This is a genomic window from Roseibium sp. HPY-6 (assembly GCF_040530035.1).
GTDB lineage: Bacteria > Pseudomonadota > Alphaproteobacteria > Rhizobiales > Stappiaceae > Roseibium.
Genome location: NZ_JBEWCD010000002.1, coordinates 1,041,782 through 1,059,264, shown reverse-complemented (window position 1 = coordinate 1,059,264; position 17,483 = coordinate 1,041,782). Strand labels below are relative to the sequence as shown.

At 58.2% G+C, this 17,483-nt stretch carries 14 protein-coding genes; 8 read left to right on the top strand and 6 right to left on the bottom strand.

The genetic code is table 11. The features are described from left to right. Window positions 1–103 precede the first annotated feature (103 nt). The 6 genes from ABVF61_RS16275 to ABVF61_RS16250 all read left to right on the top strand — a co-directional run bounded on the left by ABVF61_RS16275 (window position 104) and on the right by ABVF61_RS16250 (window position 7,210). Window positions 104–970 carry a LysR substrate-binding domain-containing protein gene (locus ABVF61_RS16275; protein ID WP_353994584.1) on the top strand — a complete coding sequence of 289 codons (867 nt, stop codon included), beginning with the start codon at window positions 104–106 and terminating at the stop codon, window positions 968–970. A 144-nt stretch (window positions 971–1,114) separates the two neighbouring features. Then, a complete protein-coding gene (locus ABVF61_RS16270) occupies window positions 1,115–1,498 on the top strand; it encodes a VOC family protein (protein ID WP_353994583.1) in 384 nt (127 codons plus the stop codon). 110 nt (window positions 1,499–1,608) lie between these two features. Further along, window positions 1,609–2,016, top strand: a complete 408-nt coding sequence (locus tag ABVF61_RS16265) for an MAPEG family protein (RefSeq protein ID WP_353994582.1) — start codon at window positions 1,609–1,611, stop codon at window positions 2,014–2,016. Window positions 2,017–2,466: 450 nt separating this feature from the next. Then, window positions 2,467–3,174 (top strand): response regulator transcription factor, encoded by a 708-nt coding sequence (locus ABVF61_RS16260; RefSeq protein ID WP_353994581.1) that lies wholly within the window; start codon window positions 2,467–2,469, stop codon window positions 3,172–3,174. A 12-nt stretch (window positions 3,175–3,186) separates the two neighbouring features. Next, complete coding sequence (locus ABVF61_RS16255) at window positions 3,187–4,803, top strand: ATP-binding protein (protein WP_353994580.1); 1,617 nt, start codon at window positions 3,187–3,189, stop codon at window positions 4,801–4,803. Window positions 4,804–4,909: 106 nt separating this feature from the next. Beyond that, on the top strand, window positions 4,910–7,210 hold the full coding sequence (locus ABVF61_RS16250; protein ID WP_353994579.1) for a spermidine synthase: 2,301 nt from the start codon (window positions 4,910–4,912) through the stop codon (window positions 7,208–7,210). A gap of 106 nt (window positions 7,211–7,316) precedes the next feature. Here the strand turns inward: ABVF61_RS16250 and ABVF61_RS16245 are convergent, their stop codons facing one another. The 6 genes from ABVF61_RS16245 to ABVF61_RS16220 form a co-directional block, all read right to left on the bottom strand. Next, window positions 7,317–7,850: a DUF934 domain-containing protein gene (locus ABVF61_RS16245; RefSeq protein WP_353994578.1), complete on the bottom strand. Its 534-nt coding sequence runs from the start codon at window positions 7,848–7,850 to the stop codon at window positions 7,317–7,319. A 33-nt stretch (window positions 7,851–7,883) separates the two neighbouring features. After that, window positions 7,884–8,645, bottom strand: coding sequence for a phosphoadenylyl-sulfate reductase (locus ABVF61_RS16240; protein WP_353994577.1), 762 nt, complete (start codon window positions 8,643–8,645; stop codon window positions 7,884–7,886). After that, the gene (locus tag ABVF61_RS16235; RefSeq protein ID WP_353994576.1) at window positions 8,632–10,290 is read right to left on the bottom strand and encodes a nitrite/sulfite reductase; all 1,659 of its coding nucleotides are present in this window, start codon (window positions 10,288–10,290) and stop codon (window positions 8,632–8,634) included. The genes ABVF61_RS16240 and ABVF61_RS16235 overlap by 14 nt, the downstream gene beginning before the upstream one ends. 67 nt (window positions 10,291–10,357) lie before the next feature. After that, entirely contained in the window at window positions 10,358–10,657 is a 300-nt protein-coding gene (locus ABVF61_RS16230; RefSeq protein ID WP_353994575.1) for a DUF2849 domain-containing protein, read from the bottom strand. A 19-nt stretch (window positions 10,658–10,676) separates the two neighbouring features. Beyond that, window positions 10,677–12,140 carry a siroheme synthase CysG gene (gene cysG / locus ABVF61_RS16225; RefSeq protein WP_353994574.1) on the bottom strand — a complete coding sequence of 488 codons (1,464 nt, stop codon included), beginning with the start codon at window positions 12,138–12,140 and terminating at the stop codon, window positions 10,677–10,679. A 1,012-nt stretch (window positions 12,141–13,152) separates the two neighbouring features. Beyond that, a complete protein-coding gene (locus ABVF61_RS16220) occupies window positions 13,153–14,319 on the bottom strand; it encodes an acetyl-CoA acetyltransferase (protein ID WP_353994573.1) in 1,167 nt (388 codons plus the stop codon). A 543-nt stretch (window positions 14,320–14,862) separates the two neighbouring features. On the opposite strand from ABVF61_RS16220, the gene ABVF61_RS16215 reads away from it, so the two are divergent. Together ABVF61_RS16215 and ABVF61_RS16210 are read left to right on the top strand one after the other, a co-directional pair. Then, the gene (locus ABVF61_RS16215; protein ID WP_353994572.1) at window positions 14,863–16,533 is read left to right on the top strand and encodes an alpha-glucosidase family protein; all 1,671 of its coding nucleotides are present in this window, start codon (window positions 14,863–14,865) and stop codon (window positions 16,531–16,533) included. An 86-nt stretch (window positions 16,534–16,619) separates the two neighbouring features. Continuing rightward, complete coding sequence (locus ABVF61_RS16210) at window positions 16,620–17,408, top strand: glycosyltransferase family 2 protein (RefSeq protein ID WP_353994571.1); 789 nt, start codon at window positions 16,620–16,622, stop codon at window positions 17,406–17,408. Window positions 17,409–17,483: the final 75 nt, after the last annotated feature.

Sequence of the window (17,483 nt, the reverse complement as noted above, 5' to 3'; positions counted from 1 at the left end):
GTATCCTCAATTGTTCAACCACCAAAAAGTAGGAACCCGCGCCGGCCTTGACCAATCATTTTTGAAGAACATAGACTATAGAAAAATTACTGGCTAAAGAACTATGCGCTCTCCGAGACTACAACATATAAAGATGTTCGATGCCGCCGCCCGGCATCAGAACTTCCGCCTCGCAGCTGAAGAGCTGAACCTCACACAGGGTGCGGTTGCCCAAGCTGTCAGAACACTTGAAGCAGATCTGAATGTCGTCTTGTTTGAAAGGAAAGCACGCGGCCTTGCCTTTACCGAAGCAGGCCAGCTTTTCCATTCGGAGATCTCAAAGGGCTTGGCCATTATTGAAGAGGCAACAAAAAAATTATATCCAATAATCAACAGTGTCACGATCAGCGTTCCACCCTCTTTCGCTTCGAAATGGCTCGTTCCAAGGTTGCCGCTCTTCATGGAGACACATCCGGACATTGACGTCCGCATCTTCGCCAGCGAGCAGATCACTGACTTCAAAAGCCAGAACGTCGACCTTGCAGTTCGTCAGGGAAACCGTCCGTCAAACCAAAAGCTTGAAGTGCGGAAACTCGCGCCGCTGGAGCTCAAAGCCTTTTGCAGTCCGAGCGCCGAGTTTTGTCCGCAAGGCCATCGCCAACTGACGGATCTGGTCCGGTTGCCGCTGATCCAAGACGGGCACCGGCACTGGGACCGGTTGCTAGGTGATCATGGTCTCTCGCACTCCGGGCCATCTCTTCAATTCAATCAAACCTCGCTTGCGCTCGATGCAGCGGCCAACCGGCAAGGCATTGCGGTCGCGCCGCGTCTGGTGGCGGAGGCTGATGTGCGCAGTGGACGCTTGTGCGAAGTCTGGTCGGACGATACCGAGACGGATCTCGGCTTCTGGCTCGTTCATCCGGTGAAACGGCCGGCAAACCTGAAAGCACGTTCTGCACTGGTTGACTGGATTTCCAGTGAATGCCGGTAATCTTTTCCGCGGACGCCTCCCGGCCTGCCGGTTCATTCGCTGCTTTTCAAAAAAATGGCACGGCCTGTCGGATTTACCGATTGCCGTCCGTCCTCTGATCACCTGGGCCGACCAGGTCGTTGAATTCGAGATGAGGAAAAAGACATGAGCAATCCGATGCAGACACACGGTGCCTTCAGCTGGATGGAACTGATGAGCGGAGATGGCGCAAAGGCCAAGGAATTCTATACAGGCCTTCTGGACTGGGGTCTGGAAGACATGGAAATGCCGGGGATGACCTACACCGTTATCGCCAATGGCGAAGACAAGATCGGAGGCTTTCCTCCAATGCCTTCTGAACCGGCACGCTGGTTGCCTTATGTGACCGTCGACGATGTCGATGCACGTATCGAAAAGGCCAAGGCGCTTGGCGCGACCATTTCCAGTGAACCAATGAGCATCCCGGGCGTTGGCCGTATGGCGACCCTCGTCGATCCGGTGGGCGGCGTCATTGCACTGATCACATATGAAGCGCCGGCCGAATCCTGAAGACCAGCGCTTCAGCGCAGGTGCACCTGAAATCCTTTCGGCCGGCGGTCCCTGTCAACCCCGAGCCTCTGCCGGCCGGTATGTCCAATTTCCGTTAAGAGGAGACATCGATGGAACTTGTTTCCGCTCTCCCGGTAACGATCCTGTTCGTTGCCGTTTTCGCGCTCATTCAAATACCGATGACCGTCGCCGTCGGTCTGCGGCGCGCCCAAACCAACGTCCAATTCCTTGATGGCGGGGACGGCGTCTTGCTACAGCGCATGCGCGCGCACGGCAACTTTACTGAAACCGTTCCGATCGCACTGCTTGCAATGGCAGCAGCCGAACTCGCCGGTGCGCCTTACCTTCTGCTCTGGATTGGAGGCTGCGCACTTCTCGCAGGGCGGCTCCTTCACTATGCAACAGTCGTTATGACGGGTTTCGGCATCGGCCGCGTGATCGGCATGTTGCTGACCCTGTCTTCGCTTGTTGTGTTTCCAGGATATGTGTTGCTCAAGACGACCGGTGTCAGTGTTTAGGAAAATGACCAGCGCCGGGAAAAATGACCGGCGCTGCTGCGCGTGGGAAGAGCCTACGCGCTGGTCGGAACCCAAAAACTCAATCTGCGCAAAATCTGCATAAAGCTTCACATCCGACTGCAAGAGTGCCGGGCTAGTTCTTATGTCAGCTTCGCTCACCAGGAGGATCAAATGCTTTTGAGCGCAATCAGGTTCCGTCTGAACTTTCACCCCTGTCCCTTCACCCCATGGACCGCAGAGAGACTGGCTGAGCCGAGCCGTCACCGGCGCCGCAGGTTTTCCAGGAGAGAAATGACAGATACATCCCTTCCACGCACGCTTCGCCGGGATGGCTGGTGGCTGGAAACATGATGTCGCCTCGGTTATCTCTTAAGAAACACCTGATTTAGACACCCCCAATTTAAGGCTCCCTCGATCCGATCCGGGAGCGCAATTGTCCGGACCAGTCCATTGCAGACAAAAACCATTCTTGTTGTCGATGATGACCCCAATATCCGGGACGTCATCTGTTTTGCCCTTCAGAAGGCCTCGTACAGTCACGAAATCGCGACCAATGGCAAAGAAGCTCTGGACAAGGTTGTCCTGTGCGCACCGGCTCTGATCATTCTTGATATCGGCCTTCCGGAGATGGACGGCCTCGATGTGTGCCGGGAACTCAGGAAAACGTCGGAAGTGCCGATCCTGTTTCTGTCGGCGCGCGATGATGAAATCGACCGGATCATTGGACTTGAGCTTGGCGCGGACGACTATGTCACGAAGCCCTTCAGCCCCCGGGAGCTGATCGCGCGTGTCGGTGTCATTCTCAAGCGTTACGCCGCGCCGCAGGTCGATCAGAACAACGAAACACCCCAACTCAAACAGGGACTCATTACGCTGGAGAAGGACGAACGCCAGGTGAAGATCGACGACGCCGAAGTCGGGCTGACCGCGATTGAGTTCGAGATTCTCAGCGCCCTCATGAGCCGGCCAAAGATCGTCTTCACGCGCGAACGCATTCTGGAGAAGGCCTACCGGGACAACATTCACGTCTCAGACCGCACCATCGACAGCCATATCCGCAACATACGCGCCAAGCTCGGCTCGAGCGGGTGCAACGATGCCATTGAGACTGTGCACGGCGTGGGATTCCGGCTCGGTCCTTGTGAAAACGCGGGCTAAGCGCGGCCGCCGATGGTGATATCCCGCACCTTCCGCGACCGCTGGCGACCGCCACTCAGTCTCGTCATTGCTCTCGTTCTTTGCATCATGCTGCTCGTCCCGCTTGCCGGGATCGTGTTTTTTCGCGTTTACGAAAACCAGCTGATCCAGACAACGGAAGGCGAACTTATCGCACAGTCCGCTGCTATCGCTGCGATCACCGCGCAAAATCTTAGAACGTTCGGCGGTCAGGATCTTCAGCTCGGACCCGTCGCCACTCCTCAAGCTCCCTACTCCCTGGAGCCGCTGGTTTCTTCAACGCGCCGATCGACAAAGGAGCCTGGCGGTGCCTGGACGCCGCAACTCCCGAGCCTCGATCTCAACAAGACGCCGGTGATGCCGGCGCGGCCAGATCCGATTGCGACCGACCAGGAAATCCACCCGGCCTATGAGGCGACCGGCAAGGCGATCGAACAGGTTCTCAGAGATACGCAGAAACTGACACTTGCGGGGTTCAGAGTTCTCGATCTGAACGGTGTCATAATTGCCGGGCGCGACGACACCGGCCTTTCCCTCGCACACGTCGCGGAGGTCAAGCGCGCACTTGCCGGTTCCTATTCAAGTGCCTTGAGAGAACGCACCGTGCAGAACCCGCAACCCATCTATTCCATCAGCAGGGGGACCAGCGTTCGCGTGTTCGTGGCGCAGCCGATCCTTATCGACAACAAGGTCGCCGGTGTTGTCTATGCCTCACGCACACCAAGTAACATCCTCAGGGAGATGTTCCTGAAATGGGACTACGTGTTCTGGGTGCTCGCCTTCGTGCTGGTCGCGACATTTGTCGTCGGATTCATCTTCGCGCGCGGGATTGCAGGTCCGATCAAAGCCCTTACGCAAAGATCCTTGAAGATCGGCCGGGGAGACCGGGACGCACTCAAACCTCTCGCAATCCACGGCAACAGGGAAATTCATGCGCTGTCGACCAGCATGCTGGACACATCGCGGAAACTGTTCGACCGTAACGACTATATCAATACTTTCGCCAACCACATCACGCACGAACTCAAGACACCCCTGACCGCCATTCAGGGTGCTGCCGAGCTGCTTCGCGACGCCGGTGCTGATCTGAGCGATGCCGATCGGGAAAGATTCCTGAGCAATATCCTGAGCGATACTCAGCGCGCCTCACGGTTGCTGAACCGGCTTCGTGATCTGGCTCGCGCCGACAGCGTGGAGATCGGTGGTGCGTGCCGCCTGTCTGATGTCCTTGCCGAAACGCGCTCGCGGTTCCAGAGCATTGCCATCGAAGAAAGCGCTGATTGCGAACTCCCGCTGTCTGCCGAAAACGCGCGGATCGTCTTTGAAAACATGATCGACAACTCAATACGACACGGTGCGGACAGGATTTCCTTCACTCCGGAAGCTGACGACGGCGGGATCTCGGTTCTCGTTTCGGACAATGGCGAAGGGATCTCGGCCGGTAATCAGGATCAGATTTTCGATCTGTTCTTCACCACGCGCCGGGCGAGCGGGGGCACAGGCATGGGGCTCGGGATCATCCGGGCGCTGCTGAAAGCCCATCACGCGACAATTGAAATGGTGCCGCAGGATCGCGGTGCGGGTTTCGAAATCCGTTTTCCGAACACTTGAAACTGATTTCGGCGCCGTTTGTTACCTTCTTCTTAAGCACGTCTTTTATGCGTTGCTTAACTTGACCTTCGTAGTCTCCCCCTGGGTCATATTGGGGAAAGACACGATGCAGCAACAGCGGCAACACCCGCTTTCAGCAGATGAAGGCGGGTATCTCGGCATAACCGTTCCGGTCCTGCAACTCTTTGCAGGAACCCTGTTCCTGAGCGCATTCCTGCTGTTTTCCGTTCAGCCGTTCTTCTCCAAACTGGTGCTGCCAAAGCTCGGCGGATCCCCCGGCGTCTGGTCTGTCGCCATGGTGTTCTTCCAAAGCGTTCTCCTGCTTGGTTATGCCTATGCACACGCGCTGACCCGGTTTTTGAGCACGAAGCACGCAATCATCATTCATGCGCTTGTGCTGCTATCCGCTTGTGTCTTTCTGCCTTTGGGGATCGCGAGCGGCTGGGATACGCCGCCTGCCACCTATCAGGAGCTCTGGCTTCTGGGCCTTTTTGCGGTCTCCGTCGGCCTGCCGTTTTTTGCCGTTTCCGCCAATGCACCGCTGCTTCAGGCCTGGTTTACGCAGACGGGCCACAAGCACGCTTCCGATCCGTACTTCCTCTATGGTGCAAGCAATATCGGCAGTTTCGCCTCGCTCTACCTCTATATTCTCGTTCTTGAGCCTGGCCTCAAACTCGGCACGCAGTCGCTGTTCTGGACAGCCGGCTACCTTGTTCTGGTCATCGCCATCCTGCTTTGTGCCGCGAGTGTTCTGCGCCAGCCACAGCTTGCAGCGAGTGAAACAAACACGAGCTCCGACGCTGCCGGTGACGCGCCGGTTCAGCGCATCACATCGCGGCAGATCTTCGTTTATCTCGGACTGGCCGCCGTCCCTTCAGCGCTTACGATTGCCCTGACGGCCCATATCGCGGTCGACATCGCCTCAGCGCCGTTCATGTGGGTGGTTCCGCTGTCGCTGTTCCTGCTGACATTCGTGATCGCGTTCAAAACGAAACCGCTGATCTCCGTCGACTTCCTGTCCAGCATTCTGCCTTTCGCCGCGATTTTGGCCGCCGGCGTGATCTTCCTGCCCAAGCTGCTGCCGCTTACTTTCGGGCTCGGTGCAAATCTGCTGATCTATTTCATCACGGTTCTTTACTGCCACGCGCGGCTCTATCAGCTGCGCCCGCATGCCAGCCAGCTGACCGCGTTTTATCTCTGGATGTCGGTCGGTGGCGTTCTGGGCGGCATCTTCGCCGGGCTCATCGCGCCGAATGTCTTCAACTGGGTTGCAGAATACCCGATGCTGATGCTAGTCGCACTGTTTCTGCTGCCGCTGAAGAACGGCGCAACCGCGTCCTCTGCGATCAAAACCGTCCTTTTTGGCGTCGGGCTCACGATGCTCTTCTGGATTGGTGTGACACGCGGCTGGATCCCTGAGATCGAAGGCCACGAGATCGTCGTCATGTCGATCATTGGCCTGATCACACTTGCGGCCGTGGTGCAGGTCAAATGGCAGGCGGTTGCCCATGTCCTGCTGATCCTGACGGTGCCGCTGGTGCTGCTCCTGCAACTGCACCCGAGCGTGGTGCACACGGAGCGCTCCTTCTTCGGCGTGGTCAAAGTCAAGGACACGGACGACGGCACGTACCGCAGAATGGTTCATGGAACGACGGTTCATGGCAGCATTGCCATGAGCGCGTTTGATGCGGAGGTCGGCAAGGGATCTCCCGAACCGCTCGCCTATTACCATGAAACCGGTGAGATGGCGGACACCCTGCGCGCCGCGCGCGCGTCTGCCGGGACCGGCATGGGCCATGTCGGCGTCGTCGGTCTTGGCACCGGAAGTTTCCTCTGCCACAGCCTTCCCGGTGAGACCTGGACGGTTTACGAGATTGACAGGTCCGTTATCGATGTCGCTTCCAACCCGGCCTATTTCCGCTTCATTTCGGACTGTGGACCCGACACGAAAATGGTGCTCGGAGACGCGCGTCTGACCCTTGAGGCGGAACCGGACGGGAAATTCGATTATCTTCTGATCGACGCCTTTTCGTCCGACTCCATTCCGGTGCACCTGATGACGCGGGAAGCGATCGCGCTCTTTTTCTCCAAGATCGAAGAGAACGGCCTGCTCGCGCTGCACATCTCCAATCGCTATCTGGAGCTGGCAAGCGTACTGGCAGCGATTGCAGAGGCGGACGGATATTCGATCCGGTTTGCCGAACATGGCGCCATTGAAGGCGAGACCAGACCGGACCAGGTTTTCGCGGCAAACGTTATGGTGTTCGCACGCGATGAGGCCGATCTCGGACCACTCCTGGACAATCCCAGATGGAATGAGGTTCGCTCAAACGGCACGGCGCTGTGGACAGACGATTATTCGAATATCGTCGGTGCCATCATCCGTCACGAATTCAGCGAAAAGTGATACCAAACTCAAGAAATAAGACGCAGCAAACCCGGCCGCAGCAAACTGCAGCCGGGCTAAAGAACCGGCGGAAAAAACGAGACGCTGAGTTTCCTCCGCCGACGTTTTATTCTGCTGCGACTGCGATATCCCGGAAAGAGCGGCGCGCCCACGGACGGGTGCCGACGGGGATCTCGTCAACCGCACCGACCGGCTGCAGATACTTCGTGACTTCCGGCCACTCACCTGCCTTGAGCGCCTTCAGGACTTCCGGCTTTGAAATCTCAAAGGAAGAGACGCCGCAGCGGCGGGCAAGCGGAACCTGGTCGAGGATGTATTTTCCGGCGGCGCGGATGTCGCCCTGATAGCCGATCTGTTCACGCAGGACACGGGCTGCGGAAAATCCGCGGCCGTCGGCAAAGCTCGGAAAGTCAACGGCAACATAAGACAGCCGGTCAAGGTAGGACCGGATCAGTTCGACATCGTCTCCAGCTTCCACCAGCACGGCCGTCTCACCGTCACGGTTCAGATAGTCTTCGGCGGCTTCCAGGAACAGGTTCTGGGGCACCAGCGCGTCGCCTTTGATTGCAGCCCTCGTTTCCGCGTCGGCGCGGGTCCAGTTTTCTTCGACGAATTCGCCGTCCTTGTAGATCGTGGTCATGTTTTGCGTCCTCAGTTTCAATTGAACCAGCGGTCAGATACCGCTGCCATCGATTTCCTTGCCATGGGTCGGCCAGTGAATGCCGCATTCCGTTTTGTCCTTGCCACGCCAGCGACCGGCGCGCGGGTCCTCTCCCGGGGCCACCTTGCTGGTGCAGGGCAGACACCCGATCGAGGGGTATCCCTGGGCGATCAGGGGATGGGGCGGCAGATCGTGCGACCTTGCGTAGTCAAGCACTTCGGATGCGGACCAGTCGGCGAGCGGATTGACTTTCACGCGGCCGGCATCGATTTCGAAGTGTTCAAGATCCGCGCGGGTCGCGCTCTGGTGGCGTTTGCGTCCGGAAATCCAGGCTTCAAATCCATAAAGCGCCCTTTCCAGCGGAACGACCTTCCGGATGTGGCAGCACGCATCCGTATCGGACATCCAGAGCATTCCCGCCGGATCCTTTTCGGCCAGGTCTTCCTGCGTCGGCTTGAAGGTGCGCACGTCCGTGAGACCCAGCTTTTCAACCAGTTCGTCCCGGTAAAGCAGCGTCGCTGGAAACAGTTTCACCGTGTCGACGAACAGGACCGGCGTCGACGGATCAATCTGGGCGACCATGTGCAGAAGCACGGCCGAGTCTGCGCCAAAGCTGGAGACCATGGCGATTTCACCGGCAAACTGGTGCCGGATTGCGCCCATCAGGATCTCCTGCGCGGACAGGTCCTCGTACTGGGAGTTCAGCGCGGCGACTTCCGACTGCAACCCCAGTTCAGGATCTACCCCCAGACTGAATGTCTCATGCAGCGCCATAAAGGGCCTCCTTGAACGGCGCCTCCCCAACCCGGCGGTAGGCCTCCAGGAAGGTTTCTTCCTTGCCGGATCTCAGACCAAGATAGGTCTCGACCAGCGTCTCGATCGCATCGACCACTTCATCGGAAGAAAAGCCTCGGCCGACAATCTCGCCGATGGACGCGTTCTCGTTCGCAGAACCGCCGAGTGTCACCTGGTAGAACTCCTCGCCCTTCTTTTCCAGGCCGAGGATGCCGATGTGGCCGACATGGTGGTGTCCGCAGGCGTTGATGCAGCCGGAGATCTTGATCTTGAGTTCGCCGATCTCCGCCTGGCGGCTGGCGGTGCCGAAACGCTCCGAGATGCGCTGTGCAACCGGGATCGAACGGGCTGTTGCCAGCGCGCAGTAGTCCATACCCGGGCAGGCGATGATGTCCGTGATCAGGCCAGCATTCCCTTCCGCGATTTCCGCCGCCGTCAGCCTATCGAAAATCGCAGGCAGATCGTCGAGCTTCACATGGGGCAGAATGACATTCTGCTCGTGGCTGATGCGGATTTCATCGTGGCCGTACTTTTCCGCCAATTCCGCGATCACTTCCATCTGCGCATCCGAGGCATCGCCGGGGATACCGCCGATCGGCTTCATGGAGAGCGTCACGGATGTGTAGCCAGGCACCCGATGCGGGTTGAGGTTGTGCGCCAGGAACTGGGCAAAGGCAGCGTCATTTTCGCGGCGTGCTTCCACAGCAGCCGAAGTTGCCTGACCGACTTCCAGCGGGGGCGGTGCGAAATAGGCTTCGATCCGGCGGACTTCCTCATCCGGCAAGCGTAGAACGCCGTAGCGGATTTTCTCGAATTCTTCCTCGATATCCGCCTTCAGCTCTTCCAGCCCGGTTTCGTGTACCAGGATCTTGATACGGGCCTTGTATTTGTTGTCCCGGCGGCCGTAGCGGTTGTAGACGCGCAGGATCGCTTCGGAATAGGCCAGCAGATCCTCTTCCGGCAGATAATCGCGCACCTTGCGCCCGATCATCGGCGTGCGGCCAAGGCCACCGCCGACATAGACGACAAAACCGATCTCGCCTTCGTCGTTGCGGGTCAGCTGCAAGCCGATATCGTGGACCTGAACGGCGGCACGATCGTTCGGCGCGCCGGTGATGGCGATCTTGAACTTGCGCGGAAGGAACGAGAATTCCGGATGAAGCGAAGACCACTGGCGCAGGATTTCTGCGTAAGGACGCGGATCCGCGACTTCATCGGCAGCAGCGCCGGCGAAATGGTCCGCCGTGACGTTGCGGATGCAGTTGCCGGAGGTCTGGATGGCGTGCATCTCCACTTCCGCCAGCTCCTCCAGGATCTTCGGGGTGTCTTCCAGCTTCGGCCAGTTGAACTGGATGTTCTGGCGCGTGGTGAAGTGCCCGTAGCCCTTGTCGTAAGTGCGCGCGATGTGCGCAAGTTTGCGCATCTGGCGACCGTTCAAAGTGCCGTAAGGAATGGCAACACGCAGCATGTAGGCATGGAGCTGGAGATAAAGGCCGTTCATCAGGCGCAGTGGTTTGAACTCGTCCTCGGACAGCTCGCCCGCCAGACGGCGGCGAACCTGGTCCTTGAACTGTTCGGTGCGCTGATTGACAAAGCTGGCGTCAAATTCGTCGTAGCGGTACATCTTTGAGCTCTCCTGGCTGGCGCTGCCGTTTTTGCTTATGCGGCGCTGCCTTTTCCTTGTGTCCTGATCAGGCCGAGACGGCCTGTGCCTGTTTGCCGAATTGGGGATGTGTGGTCGGGCCTGCGGCACGAATACGCTCGCGCAGGCGGACCGGTACGATCACGCCGTCCTCAAGCGTCACGTCCATTTCGTAGACCCCAACGACTTTCTGCGCCTTTTCAGCGCCTTGTCCGATGGCAAGTCCCTGAGCGACCTGGTCCTTGCCCTCAAAGGTGCTGGCAAGCGTGACACGCTCGACCCAGTTGCCGTTTTCGCCGAGCCAGACGACGTCGCCGTTGAGGAGGCGGTTGGCTGTGATGACTTTCATAGCGTTTGCTTTCTTTTCCTCAGGCGACCGCAGCCCGGGCCACAATATGCGGCGCCAGCGGTTCGGCCTTATCCAGTGCGGCGTGACCGACGGCCTCGCCAATGACAATGAGAACCGGTCCGTCGATCTCTTCACGGTTCGACAGAACCGCGAGTTCAGAGAGCGTTCCGGCAAATAGGCGTTCGTCGGAATGCGCGGCGTTTTCTACGACCGCGACCGGCGTATCAGGCTTCAGGCCCGCTCCGATCATCTTGTCGGCAACGGCGGCGGCAACGGTACGGCCCATGTAGACGGCAACGGTCGCGCCCTTCAACGCAAGACCGGCCCAGTCAGGCAGTGTCTCAGACTTGGCGTTGTGACCTGTTGCAAAGACGAGATTGGAGGCGACACCGCGCAGGGTCAGCGGGATCTGGGCCGAGGCTGCCGCGGCGAAGGCTGCTGTCACGCCGGGGACAATCTCAAAGCCGACCCCACCTGCGCGGAGCGCCTCCATTTCTTCTGCAGCCCGGCCGAAGATCATGGGATCGCCGGCCTTAAGGCGCACAACTTTCATGCCTTTATCAGCAAGGCTCACCAGAAGCTCGCAGATTTCAGACTGCGGCACGGAATGAGCCCCTTTGCGTTTGCCAACCGAAATGCGCTCTGCATCGCGGCGCCCCATGGCGACGACGCTTGAGGGAACCAGCGCGTCGTGGACAATCACATCGGCTTCCTGAAGCAGGCGCTGCGCCCGCAGCGTCAGAAGATCCTCTGCACCAGGTCCTGCACCAACCAGCCAGACAAAACCCGGCTCGTCGGCCATGCCGTTCAAAAGACGCTGCGCGTCGGCGCGGGCCGTATCGGCCTTGCCGGCATAAAGATTGGTTGCAACCGAACCGGAGAAGAAGCGAGCCCAGAAATTGCGCCGCAGAGCTCCGTCGGTGATGACCTTGGTCGCCGCATCACGAAAGCTTTCCGCCAGACGCGCCAGTTCGCCCGTCGCGCGGGGCAGCATTGCCTCTATGCGTGCACGAATGTGACGGGACAGAACCGGACCGACACCGGTGGAAGTGATTGCAACGGCTATCGGCGCTCTGTTCACAAGCGCGCCGGTGTAGAAATCGCAAAGCTCGGGCTTGTCGACCGCATTGACCGGGACGCCCATGATCCGGGCGGCGTCGACAACAGCCTTGTCGAGATCCCAATCTTCACGCGCCGAAAAAACAAGTGCGGCACCGTTAAGATGTACCGGGCGGAAGTCTTCGGCGATATGCTCGGCCCGAAAGAGATGGATCGCCTCCCGAAGATCTGCTTCAACGACTTTCGAAATCACGACGACGCTGGCATTGGTTTCGCCAAGCAGACGCACCTTTGCAGCCGCTTCGCCGCCATGGCCAACGACGAGCACACGCTGACCGGCAACCTTCATGAACGCCGGAAAGACATCGAGGCGATCTTCAGGCTTTTTCAGCGTTTTTATCGTGTCGCTGCGGCGGCTGGCCATCTGCAAGGGTCTCCAATCCCAGTCTGATGGCCTTAATGTAATTTGCCCTCCCGCAATGCGCCGGGCACCGCTTTTCAAAGCTCAGCGCGGAAGAGGAATAGTTTTTTCCGGTTCCGGCATTTGACCGATTTCCGTTCCAGAACACGTTTTCAGGTGAGCGTTTTCACAGATACCGGCAGGACATTCGCTCAGTGTTTCCAAGGAGCTTGTGGGGCCATACCGCTCGATTGCACTGTCACCACACAGGTCTTGCGTAGCCACTATCCAGGTCGCTTGGGTTGGTCCCGGATCAAGTCCGGCACGGCGCGGAGTTCGTTGCGCAGCACAGAATTCCATTGTCCATGCATCTACCAAACGCCGTCATCCCGGACGCAACATAGTGGAGATCCGGGATCGGAGAGCATCGGCGCTGGCTTTGTAACGAATGACGCGGTTTTTCAAAGCTTTCCAGTCCCGGCTCACGCTTCGCTTGACCGGGACGACGGTGGATATTTCTCGTTTCACAGCAATCCAGTTGTCATCCCTGCACAGGCAGGGATCCAGTAGTCACCGGGCTCAATTCAGTGCCAATTACCTAAAGCTACAGACTACTGGTTCCCGGTCTTGGCTCGCGCCAAACCGGGATGACAAGGAAATTGGGTCTGACACAAAAAAGCCGGCAGAAACCGCCGGCTCTTCAATCGGAAACAAAAAGCGCTATCGCATCGCCTGTACGACGGAGACCAAGTTGGCGGCCACGGCGGCGTAAAGGTTGAAGACGCCGCCGGTCCCAGCTCACGCTGTGTTTTTCCAGGAAGACGGTCGTGAATGTCCGTCACGCGACCATCCAGTTGTCATCCCTGCGCAGGCAGGGATCCAGTAGTCACCGGTTTCAAAGTAGTGCCCATAACTTGAGGTCACAGACCACTGGATCCCGGTCCTGGCTCGCGTCAAACCGGGATGACAAGTAAATTTGGCCTGACACAAAAAAGCCGGCGCAAACCGCCGGCTCTTCAGTTGGAAAGAAAATGCGCTACCGCATCGCCTGCATGACGGAGACGAAGTTGGCGACGGCGGCGCCTCCCATGTTGAAGATGCCGCCGATTTCGGCGTCCTTGACCTGGATGTCGCCTGCCGTGCCGGTGAGCTGCATGGCGGTCAGAACGTGCATGGAAACGCCGGTTGCGCCGATCGGATGACCCTTGGCCTTCAGACCGCCGGACGGATTGACCGGCAGCTTGCCGTCCATTTCGGTCCAGCCCTCCAGGATTGCCCTTGCTCCTTCGCCTTCCGACGCAAGACCCATGGCCTCGTATTCCAGGAGTTCGGCGATGGTGAAGCAGTCGTGGGTTTCGACAAAGGAAAGATCTTCCAGCGCGAGATTGGCGTCGCCAAGCGCTTCACCCCATGCTTTCGAGCAGCCTTCGAACTTCAGAATGTCGCGACGCGACATCGGCAGGAAGTCCTGGACATGGGCCATGCCGCGGAAGGCAACGGCCTTCTTCAAGCCGAGCGCTGTCGCCGGATCCGTAAGGACAAGAGCTGCGGCACCGTCGGACACAAGCGAGCAATCGGTGCGTTTGAGCGGTCCGGCGACGTAAGGGTTCTTTTCGCTTTCCGCGCGGCAGAACTCGAACCCGAGATCCTTGCGCATCTGGGCGTAGGGATTGCCGGTGCCGTTCTTGTGGTTTTTGGCCGCGATCTTGGCAAGCGCGTCTGACTGGTCGCCATACTTTTGGAAATAGGAGGCTGCAATCTGGCCGAAGACACCGGCAAATCCGGCCGGAATGTCACCCTCTTCCTTGAGATAAGAGGCTTTCAGAAGGTTCTTGCCGATTTCCGGGCCGGGCGTTGTGGTCATCTGCTCAACGCCGACAACCAGAACGATGCGGGCATCACCAGAGGCGATCGCACGCACGCCCTGATGGACTGCGGCAGATCCGGTGGCGCAGGCGTTTTCCACGCGTGTTGCCGGTTTGAAACGCAAGGCAGGATCGGCCTGCAACACCAGTGAAGCGGTAAAATCCTGAAGCGAGAACCCGGCATTGAAGTGGCCAAGCAGGATCTCATCGACATCTTCCGGTGCGATACCGGCATCGTGAATGGCGTCGACTGCCACCTTGACGATCATGCTTTCGACCGTTTCTTCCGCGTGCTTGCCGAAGGGCATGTGCGCCCATCCCACCATCGCTGCCGTCATGAGATTTCCTCCAATTGCATCCAGTGCCGGAAACGGGCGCGCTCGCGCGAACCTCACGCGCCGGAGCCAACCAAACCTAACACTATGGGACCTTATCTGGTCCGGACAGTCCCAGCTTCCAAGAGTTATTGCAAGAAGAAATTGACCTAAACGTCATTACGCTTATTTTTCACGTTTTTTTTCATATATATAGCCGATTGCTTTTTTCTTGATTCAGGTGCTTGTGACGACTTGACGCGCGAAATTTTTCTCGCGACTGCACTACGCTGAGGAGTTGTTCATACCCCTGTCATGTTTAGCAATTATCGAAAAAAACGTTCAAAACAAATTCGTTTTTTGAGCTGTTTTTTTGGCAATGCCGGTCCTGTTTTCGCAGGGCCGGTTTTTTCATTTCAGAGCGGATGATCGCACCCGATTTCAATCAATTTTGGTCATACGCACCGCTTTTTGTGCGTTGTAACTTGACCTCATGATCCGCGGCATATAGCCATTCAAAGCGCTTTGAGTACAACCCCGCTGCATATCGCGGAACGGAGACCGGCAATGTTTGAGGAAGCCGACACCGGCCACGAGGCCGTTATGCCCGATAAGATCATCAAGGACCCGGACTGGTGGCGTGGAGCCGTTATCTACCAGATCTACCCGCGTTCCTTTAATGATTCCGATGGAGACGGCATCGGTGACCTCAACGGTATTACCGAACGCATGGACTACATCGCGTCGCTCGGTGTCGACGCGATCTGGCTTTCCCCGTTCTTCACTTCGCCGATGGCGGATTTCGGTTACGACGTTTCCGACTATGAGGACGTCGATCCGATGTTCGGGACGCTCGCCGACTTCGACCGCATGGCAAAGGCCGCACATGAACGTGGCCTCAAAGTCATGATCGATCTGGTGATCTCGCACACATCCGACCAGCATCCCTGGTTCAAGGAAAGCCGTTCTTCGAAAGACAATGCAAAGGCGGACTGGTTCGTCTGGGCGGATTCCAAACCGGACGGGACTCCGCCGAACAACTGGCTTTCGCTATTCGGCGGCCCGGCATGGGAGTGGGACAGCCGGCGTTGCCAGTATTACATGCACAATTTCCTGACGAGCCAGCCGGACCTCAACTTCCACAATCCGGACGTCCAGGACGCCGTTCTGGATGTGGCCCGGTTCTGGCTGGACCGCGGCGTCGACGGGTTCCGCCTGGATACAGTGAATTTCTATTTTCACGATGCGGAATTGAGAGACAATCCGCCCTTGAGCGCTGACGAAGCACCTTCAACGGTCGATCCGACCAACCCGTATGGGTTTCAGGATCATGTCTACGACAAGACCCGTCCGGAGAACCTGGCTTTCCTTGAGCGCTTCCGCGCGCTTCTGGACAAATATCCTGGCTCAACGTCGGTCGGCGAGATCGGTGCAGACGGCCAGGCCGTGGAGCTGACGGCGTCCTATACGGATGCGGACAAACGCATCCACATGGCCTACAGCTTCGATCTGCTCACACCGCAGCATTCTGCCGCCTATATCCGGCGGATCGTCGAAGAGATGAATGCCGGCATAGGCTCGGGCTGGGCCAGTTGGGCGCTGTCCAACCACGACGTCAAGCGCGTCGGCAGCCGGTGGGGAGACGGCAAGGACCTTGCCCGCTTCGCGCCGCTCGAAACCGCCCTGTGTGCCTCCCTGCGCGGAACCCCGTGCCTTTACCAGGGGGAAGAACTCGGCCTGACGCAGGCCGAAGTCCCGTTCGAGAAGCTTCAGGACCCCTACGGCATCCGGTTCTGGCCCGAATACAAGGGCCGGGACGGGTGCCGCACGCCGATGCCGTGGGTAAAGGACAATGGAAACGGCGGCTTTTCGGACGGTGAGCCCTGGCTGCCGGTTGCCGCCGAGCATCTGCAACTTGCCGCGTTCGAGCAGGACAAGGATGCCGGTTCCATCCTGAATCGTAACCGGACATTTTATGCCTGGCGCCAGAGTGTTGCCCCGTTGAAGAAAGGCGACATGGTCTTCCTTGAGAGCGAAGGCGAAACCCTTGTCTTCACCCGCAGCTACGAGAACAAGACCGTGCTTTGCGCGTTCAATCTCGCCGATACGCCGGCGACATTGATCCTGGACGGACTTGAGCTTGAAAATCTCAACGCCCCGGGCTTTTCCGGGACCGTTCACAAGAACACTTTGGCCCTTGAAGGTCTGGATGCGGTGTTTGCCCGCGTAAAATCCTGATTTCTTTGCTTCAAAACACTTCCCGGTGCGGCTAAAAAGGCGCACCGGGCCCCTGCCGGCCCTTTCCATAACCAGCCGGACCCTGAATGACTGACCGCCTTCCCCTGTCCGCGTTCATCATCTCGAAAAACGAGGCCGACCGGATCGCCCGCCCGATCCGAAGCGTCATCGATTGGGTTGACGAGGTCATCGTCGTCGACAGCGGGTCCACCGACGATACGATCGCTGTGGCTGAAGGTCTTGGTGCCAAGGTCGTGCACAAGGACTGGGAAGGCTACGGTCCGCAGAAGCGCTATGGCGAAGACCAGTGCCGCAACGACTGGCTCATTAATCTGGATGCAGACGAAGAAGTCACGCCGGAACTTGCCGACGAGATCAAATCGAAATTCGCGAATAAAAGTTATGCGGATGCCGACGGCTGGCGCATCATGATCCGGGACATGTATGCCCACGAAACAGATCCCGCGCCGTGGGCCTATGGTTATCATCAGATACGCCTTTATGACCGGCGCAAGGGCCGGTTTTCGGACTCAACGGTGCATGACACGGTCAGGCCGCAAGAGGGCGCGCGCATTGAAAACCTCTCCGGCATCATGGCGCACCGATCCATCCGCTCGCTTGATTTTCAGGTCGGCAAATACAATCGCTATTCCGGAATGCAGGTCGAGGACATGCGCGCCCGCGGCCGCTCATTGCCGCGTTCCCGCCTCCTGACGGAGTTTCCGGTAAGTTTCTTCAAGGCCTATTTCGTCCGCAAGTACCGCAAGTACGGCTGGTGGGGGTTCATCCTTTCGATAAACTATGCCCACGCACGTTTCCTGCGGGTCGCAAAGGCCTATGAGGCAGACCTGCTGGACAAGACTTCCAAGCGATGACGTTGGCAGACGGTTCAGGTTCGCCTATTTGTCTCGCTCCGATCAGCTGACATGTACCACAGCAAAGACCATCTT